We start from the raw sequence: 8,085 nt of genomic DNA, 5'->3' as shown, positions 1-8,085 counted from the left end.
GCCGATCAACTGGCGCCGTTGAAGAACATCCAGGTCTGGCGCTTTGCCACCTATTACTTCTTCGTCTTCGGCGCGTTCGTGGCGCTGGCCAGCTTTCTGCCGCGCTACTACACGGGCGCCTATGGGCTGGAACTGACGACCGCGGGCGTCTTCGCGGGGCTCTACAGCCTGCCCGGCTCGGTCTTTCGGGCACTCGGCGGCTGGATGTCCGACAAATGGGGCGCGCGTGCCGTCATGTACGCGACCTTCCTCGTCTCGCTCGCGGTACTGTTCGTCATGAGCTATCCGCAGACAAGCTACACCGTGCAGGGCATCGACGCGCCCATCACCTTCCGGTTTGGCCTGAACGTCGGGGTCTTCGTCACGCTGACCGTGATCCTCGGCTTCATGATGAGCCTCGGCAAGGCGGCGGTCTACAAGCATATCCCGGTCTATTACCCCGGCCATGTCGGATCGGTCGGCGGGCTGGTGGGCATGATCGGCGGCCTCGGCGGCTTCTTCCTGCCGATCGCCTTCGGCGCACTGCTCGACCTGACCGGCGTGTGGACTGCGCCCTTCATGCTGCTCTTCGTGCTGGTCGCGGTGATGACCGTCTGGATGCATGTCGCCATCCGCCGGATGGAGCGCCGCCGCCACCCCGCGCTGGCCGAGGAGAGATACCTGTCGGACGTGCCGGACAAACCTTTCGAGACCCCGGGACCCGACACGCCGCAAGACGGACGCGATCCGCGCGCGCAACCCGCCCAATGACATCGGGCGCGGCGTCGCCCGCCGCGCCCATATCCCCGACACAAGGATACCTGCCACATGGCCCCTGCATCCCGACCCTCCGCGCATCTGCTGACCGACTGGCGGCCCGAGGACGACACCTTCTGGACCAAGACCGGCGCGCGCATCGCCCGCCGCAACCTCTGGATTTCCATCCCGGCGCTGCTTCTGGCCTTTTCGGTCTGGCTGGTCTGGTCCATCGTGGTGGCGAAACTGCCCGCCATCGGGTTCGATTTCACCACCGATCAGCTGTTCTGGCTGGCCGCGCTGCCCGGCCTTTCGGGGGCGACGCTGCGGATCTTCTACAGCTTCATGATCCCGATCTTCGGCGGGCGGCTCTGGACGACGCTGTCCACCGCGTCGCTGCTGATCCCGGCCCTCGGGATCGGCTTTGCCGTGCAGAACCCGGACACGCCCTATGCGATGTTCCTGATCCTAGCGCTGCTCTGCGGGCTGGGCGGCGGCAACTTCGCCTCATCAATGGCCAACATTTCCTATTTCTACCCGCGCGCGCAAAAAGGCAACGCGCTGGCGCTCAATGCCGGGCTGGGCAATCTGGGCGTTTCGGTCATGCAGTTCCTCGTCCCCGTGGTGATCACCGTGGGGGTGTTCGGGGCCCTCGGTGGCGAGCCGCAGACGCTGAGCGACGGCGGCAAGATCTGGCTGCAGAATGCGGGCTTTGTCTGGGTGCCGTTTCTGATTGTGGCGACGGTGGCCGCCTGGTTCGGCATGGATGACATCGCCGACGCGAAGGCCTCGCTGCCGGACCAGTTGCAGATCCTCAAGCGCAAGCAGAACTGGATTATGTGCGTCCTCTATACCGGCACCTTCGGCAGCTTCATCGGCTATTCGGCGGGCTTTCCGCTGCTGATGAAGACGCAGTTCCCGGATCTCGACATGCTGCACTTGGCGTTTCTGGGCCCGCTTGTCGGCGCGCTCAGCCGTGCGGCCACCGGCTGGGTGTCCGACAAGTATGGCGGCGGGCGCGTTACGTTCTGGACCTTCGTCGGGATGATCGTGGCGGTGTTCGGGGTGCTGCAATTCCTGCCGCTCGAGGACAGCGCGGGTAATTTCTGGGGCTTTTTCGCCTGCTTCATGGCGCTGTTCTTCCTGACGGGCGTGGGCAATGCCTCGACCTTCCAGATGATCCCGGTGATCATGCGGCGCGAGGTCGCGCGGCTGAACCCCCGGCAGGGGGCCGAGGCGGCGCGCAAACAGGCCGAGCGCGAAGCGTCCTCGATCATCGCCTTCACCAGCGCCATCGCGGCCTATGGCGCGTTCTTCATCCCCAAGGGCTACGGCACCTCGATCGCCCTGACGGGCGGGCCGGCCGCGGCGCTGTGGACCTTCCTCATCTTTTACGTGGTCTGCGTCGCGCTGACCTTCGCGGTCTACACCCGTCCCGGTGGGCTGCTTCACGACATCGAGCGCGGCAAGACCGCCTGAGCCAAGAAAAGGACCATAGCCATGAGCCATATCCTCGACAGACTGAACTTCTTCTCCAGCAAGCAGCTGGAGCCCTTCTCGGATGGCTGGGGCGAGACCACGTCCGAGAACCGCGACTGGGAAGACACCTACAGAAACCGCTGGCGGCACGACAAGATTGTCCGCTCGACCCACGGGGTGAACTGCACCGGGTCGTGCAGCTGGAAGATCTACGTCAAGTCCGGCATCGTCACATGGGAGACGCAGCAGACCGATTATCCGCGCACCCGCGCGGGCATGCCCAACCACGAGCCGCGCGGATGTGCACGCGGGGCGTCCTACAGCTGGTATCTCTATTCCGCCAACCGGGTGAAGAACCCGCTGATCCGGGGCGCCCTGATGCGCGCGTGGCGCAGGATGCGGCAGGACATGACGCCGGTCGCCGCCTGGGCCGCGATCCAGAATGATCCCGACTTGCGCGCCACTTATACCAAGACGCGCGGCAAGGGCGGCTTCGTGCGCGCCACCTGGGACGAGGCGACCGAACTGGTCGCCGCCGCCAACGCCTACACCGCCAGGACCTACGGTCCCGACCGGGTCTTCGGCTTCTCGCCGATCCCGGCGATGTCGATGGTCAGCTACGCCGCCGGCACGCGCTATCTCAGTCTGCTGGGCGGGACCTGCATGTCGTTCTACGACTGGTATTGCGACCTGCCGCCCGCCTCGCCGCAGACCTGGGGCGAGCAGACGGACGTGCCCGAAAGTGCCGACTGGTACAATGCCGGGTTCCTGCTGCTCTGGGGCTCGAACGTGCCGCAGACCCGCACGCCCGACGCGCATTTCTACACCGAGGTGCGCTATCGCGGCACCAAGTCGGCGGTGGTCAGCCCGGACTACTCCGAGGCCGCGAAGTTCGGCGATATCTGGCTCAACCCACAGGCCGGGACCGACGCGGCCCTGTCGATGGCCATGGGCCATGTCATCCTGCGCGAGTACCATCTCGACCGGCAGGCCGAGTATTTCGAGGACTACGCCCGCAAATATACCGACATGCCGATGCTGGTGCGGCTTGACGAACGGGACGGGACTCTCGTGCCGGGCCGGATGCTGCGCGCCGAGGATTTCGATGGCGGCCTGGGTGAGACCAACAATCCCGACTGGAAGACCGTGGCCTGGGACGAGGCGAGCGAAAGCATCGTCGCACCCAACGGCTCGATCGGGTTCCGCTGGGGCGAGGAAGGCAAGTGGAACCTCGAGGATCGCGCCAAGGATGGCGAGACCAGGCTGCGCCTGACAAACATCCTCGACAGCGATCACGACGAGATCGTCGGCGTCGATTTCCCGTATTTCGGCGGGGCGGCCACCGGCGCCTTCGTGAAATGCGACCACCCCGACGTGCTGACGCGCAACATTCCCGCGAAACGGGTGACGCTGGCCGATGGCCAGACGGCGCTGGTCGCCACCGTCTTCGATCTGTTCTGCGCCAATTACGGGCTCGACCGCGGCCTTGGCGGTGACTGGGTGTCGCAGGATTTCACCGAGGACAAGCCCTACACCCCCGCCTGGGCCGAGAAGATCACCGGGGTCGCGGCCGAGAAGATCATCGCAGTCGCCCGAGAATTCGCCGGCAACGCCGAGAAGACGCAAGGCAAGTCGATGGTCATCCTCGGGGCCGGTCTGAACCACTGGTACCACATGGACATGAACTATCGCGGCATCATCAACATGCTGGTGATGTGCGGTTGCATTGGCCAGGAAGGCGGCGGCTGGTCGCATTACGTGGGCCAGGAAAAGCTGCGTCCGCAGACCGGCTGGCAACCGCTCGCCTTCGCGCTCGACTGGAACCGCCCGCCGCGGCACATGAACTCCACCAGCGCGTGGTATGCCCATACCGACCAGTGGCGCTACGAGACCTTGCGCGCGGGCGAGATCCTGTCGCCCACCGCGCCCGAGGGCGACTGGGACGTTAGCCTCATCGACTACAACATCCGCGCCGAGCGGATGGGCTGGCTGCCCTCCGCGCCGCAGCTGAAGACCAACCCGCTGGAGGTGTCGAAAGCCGCCAAGAAGGCCGGCAAGGAGATCCCCGCCTATGTCGCCGAGCAGCTGAAATCCGGCGCGTTGCAGATGTCCTGCGAAGACCCCGACGCGCCGGAAAACTGGCCGCGCAACCTGTTCGTCTGGCGCTCCAACCTGTTGGGCTCCAGCGGCAAGGGGCATGAATATTTCCTCAAGCACCTGCTGGGCACCGATCACGGTGTCATGGGCAAGGATCTGGGCGAGGAAGGCGGCGTGATGCCGGTCGAGGCCGCGTGGCACGAGGAAGCGCCGAAGGGCAAGCTGGACCTGCTGGTGGCCATCGATTTTCGCATGTCCACGACCTGCGTCTATTCCGACATCGTCCTGCCGACCGCCAGTTGGTACGAAAAGGACGACATGAACACGAGCGATATGCATCCGTTCATCCACCCGCTGCAGGCGGCGGTGGACCCGGCCTACGAGTCGCGCTCGGACTGGGACATCTTCAAGTCCATCGCGCGCAAGTTCTCCGAGGTCGCGCCCGAGGTGCTGGGGGTCGAGACGGATATCGTGCAGGTCCCGCTCTTGCACGACACGCCCGGCGAGCTGGCGCAGGCGCATGTCCGCGACTGGAAGAAGGGCGAATGCGAGCTGATCCCCGGCAAGACCGCGCCCAACTACGTCGCGGTGGAACGTGATTATCCCAACCTCTACGACAAGTTCACCGCCATCGGGCCGCTTCTGGAAAAGCTCGGCAATGGCGGCAAGGGCATCACCTGGAAAACCGGCGACGAGGTGCAAGCCTTGCGCGATCTCAACGGTGTGGTGCTCGACGAGGGCGTCGCGCAAGGCCAGCCGAAGCTGGAGACGGCCATCGACGCCTGCGAGATGATCCTGATGCTGGCGCCCGAGACCAACGGCCATGTCGCCGTCAAGGCATGGCACGAGCTGGAAAAACCCACCGGACGGCAGCACGCGCATCTCGCGGAAGGATCGCATCACACCAAGATCCGCTTTCGCGACATCGCGGCGCAACCGCGCAAGATCATCTCGTCCCCGACCTGGTCGGGCATCGAAAGCGAGACGGTCAGCTACAATGCCGGCTACACCAATGTCCACGAGATGATCCCGTGGCGCACGCTGACGGGCCGACAACAGCTTTACCAGGATCACCTTTGGATGCGCGCCTTCGGCGAGGGCTTCGTCGGCTACCGCCCGCCGGTGGATCTGAAAACCATCACCGCCGCCGTCAACAACGACGCGGCCGAGGGCAGCCCCCATGTCGTGCTGAACTTCATCACGCCGCACCAGAAATGGGGGATCCACAGCACCTATACCGACAACCTGCTGATGCTGACGCTCAACCGCGGCGGGCCGGTCGTGTGGATGTCCGAGGTCGACGCGCAGAAGGCGGGGCTGGTCGATAACGACTGGGTCGAGGCCTACAACATCAACGGCGCGCTGACCGCGCGGGTGGTGGTGAGCCAGCGGATCAAGCAGGGCACGCTGTTCATGTACCACGCGCAGGAAAAGATCGTGAACACGCCCGGATCCGAGAAAACCGGTCATCGCGGCGGCATCCACAACTCGGTCACCCGCACCACGCTGAAACCGACGCACATGATCGGCGGCTATGCGCAGCTGTCCTACGGGTTCAACTACTACGGCACCGTCGGCAGCAACCGCGACGAGTTCGTGATCGTGCGCAAGATGAAGAAGATTGACTGGCTGGACACCCCTGCGTCCGGGCCCGCAACCCGCAAAGTGGAGGCAGCAGAATGAAGGTTCGCGCACAAATCGGCAAGGTTCTGAACCTTGATAAATGCATCGGGTGTCACACCTGCTCGGTCACCTGCAAGAACGTCTGGACCAGCCGCGACGGCGTCGAATACGCGTGGTTCAACAATGTCGAGACCAAGCCCGGCACCGGCTATCCCACCGACTGGGAAAACCAGAAACGCTGGAACGGCGGCTGGGTGCGCAATGCCCGCGGCAAGCTGCAGCCCAAGCAGGGCGCCAAGTGGCGGATCCTCGCGAATATCTTCGCCAATCCCGACATGCCCGAGATCGACGACTATTACGAGCCGTTCGATTTCGACTACGACCACCTGAAATCCGCGCCGGACATGGATCACTTCCCCACCGCGCGGCCCCGGTCGAAAATCACCGGCGAGCGGATGGAGAAGATCGAGAAGGGCCCGAACTGGGAAGAGATCCTCGGCGGTGAATTCTCCAAACGGTCGCAGGATTACAACTTCGGAGACATCCAGAAGGAGATCTACGGCGAGTACGAAAACACCTTCATGATGTACCTGCCGCGGCTGTGCGAGCATTGCCTCAACCCGACCTGTTCGGCGTCCTGCCCGTCGGGCGCGATCTACAAGCGCGAGGAAGACGGCATCGTCCTGATCGACCAGGAGAAATGCCGCGGCTGGCGGATGTGCATCTCGGGCTGTCCCTACAAGAAGATCTATTACAACTGGGAAAGCGGCAAATCCGAGAAATGCACCTTCTGCTACCCGCGGATCGAATCCGGCCAGCCCACGGTCTGCTCGGAGACCTGCGTCGGGCGCATCCGCTATCTGGGCGTGATCCTCTACGATGCCGACAGGATCGAGGAGGCCGCGAATGCCGAGCGTGAGACCGATCTCTACGGCGCGCAGATGGACGTGTTCCTCGATCCCAACGACCCCGAGGTGATCGCCGCCGCCCTGCGCGACGGCGTGCCCGAGGACTGGATCGAGGCCGCCAAGGTCAGCCCGGTCTGGAAGATGGCGATGGACTGGAAGGTCGCCTTCCCGCTGCATCCCGAATACCGCACCCTGCCGATGGTCTGGTACATCCCGCCGCTGTCGCCGATCCAGAACGCCGCACAGGCCGGTCAGATCGCGATGAGCGACGAGATGCCCGACGTGCGATCCTTGCGCATCCCGGTGCAATACCTCGCCAACATGCTGACCGCCGGCGACGAGGAGCCGATCGTGCAGGCGCTGGAGCGGATGTCGGCGATGCGGCTCTACATGCGCGCGCTCAGCGTGGACGGCGTGCGTGACGAGGCGATCGCCGCCCGTGTCGGCATGTCCGGCCGGGTGATCGAGGACATGTACAAGATCATGGCCATCGCCGATTACGAGGATCGCTTCGTGATCCCCACCGCGCACCGCGAACAGGTCGAGGATGGCGAAGACATCCGCGGCGGCTGCGGCTTCACCGACGGCAATGGCTGCTCGACCGGGTCGCAGAACAAGTACTCGCTGTTCGGCGGCAAGAAGAAAAAGACCCTCACCCTGCCGACGGAGACATTCTGATGATGGACCGGACACTCAAGGCGCTGTCGCTGCTGCTCAGCTATCCGACAGTGGAATTGCAGGCGGGCATGCCCGAGATCGGCGCGGCGGTCACGGCCGATGCGCGCCTGACACCGGCGTTGCGTGACGCGCTGCGCCCCCTGCTGGCCCGGCTGGCGCAGGGCGACATCTATGACGTGCAGGAGGATTACGTCATGCTGTTCGACCGCTCGCGCACCCTGTCGCTGAACCTCTTCGAACATGTGCACGGCGAAAGCCGTGATCGTGGCGGGGCGATGGTCAGCCTGATGGAGACCTACCGCGCCGCCGGGTTCGAGCCCGCGACCACCGAACTGCCAGATCACCTGCCGGTGCTGCTGGAATATCTCGCGACCCGGCCCGCGGCCGAGGTCGAGGACGTGCTGCAGGATGCAGCACACATCCTCGCCGCCATCGAAGACCGCCTGACACGGCGCGAAAGCCTCTACGCGCCGCTTTTCCCGGCGCTGATCCAGCTTGCGCATGGGCAGGCCGACAGCGAGGCGGTCGCGGAACTTCTGGCAGAGCCCGACGACGATCCCACCGA

General features: G+C 64.6%; 5 protein-coding genes. All 5 read left to right on the top strand.

Annotation, left to right across the window (positions count from 1 at the left end):
• Positions 1 to 750 (top strand): MFS transporter (locus V8324_RS20670; protein ID WP_336421785.1); only part of this gene is annotated, 750 nt, incomplete at its 5' end.
• Positions 751 to 807: 57 nt separating this feature from the next.
• Complete coding sequence (locus V8324_RS20665) at positions 808 to 2,214, top strand: NarK family nitrate/nitrite MFS transporter (protein ID WP_336421784.1); 1,407 nt, start codon at positions 808 to 810, stop codon at positions 2,212 to 2,214.
• A 21-nt stretch (positions 2,215 to 2,235) separates the two neighbouring features.
• Entirely contained in the window at positions 2,236 to 5,994 is a 3,759-nt protein-coding gene (locus tag V8324_RS20660; protein WP_336421783.1) for a nitrate reductase subunit alpha, read from the top strand.
• Positions 5,991 to 7,520, top strand: coding sequence for a nitrate reductase subunit beta (gene narH, locus V8324_RS20655; protein ID WP_336421782.1), 1,530 nt, complete (start codon positions 5,991 to 5,993; stop codon positions 7,518 to 7,520). The genes V8324_RS20660 and narH overlap by 4 nt, the downstream gene beginning before the upstream one ends.
• Positions 7,520 to 8,085 (top strand): nitrate reductase molybdenum cofactor assembly chaperone (narJ, locus tag V8324_RS20650; protein ID WP_336421781.1); only part of this gene is annotated, 566 nt, incomplete at its 3' end. The genes narH and narJ, both read left to right, overlap by 1 nt.

The organism is Roseovarius sp. D22-M7, assembly GCF_037083785.1.
GTDB lineage: Bacteria > Pseudomonadota > Alphaproteobacteria > Rhodobacterales > Rhodobacteraceae > Roseovarius.
The sequence above is the reverse complement of the archived record's forward strand: the minus strand, read 5'-3'. Positions and strand labels throughout refer to the sequence as shown.

What these genes read in the sequence shown, in the direction of transcription:
- narH (WP_336421782.1), top strand. Translation starts at nt 5,991, where the DNA reads ATGAAGGTTCGCGCACAAATCGGCAAGGTTCTGAACCTTGATAAATGC.
- V8324_RS20660 (WP_336421783.1), top strand. Translation starts at nt 2,236, where the DNA reads ATGAGCCATATCCTCGACAGACTGAACTTCTTCTCCAGCAAGCAGCTG.
- V8324_RS20665 (WP_336421784.1), top strand. Translation starts at nt 808, where the DNA reads ATGGCCCCTGCATCCCGACCCTCCGCGCATCTGCTGACCGACTGGCGG.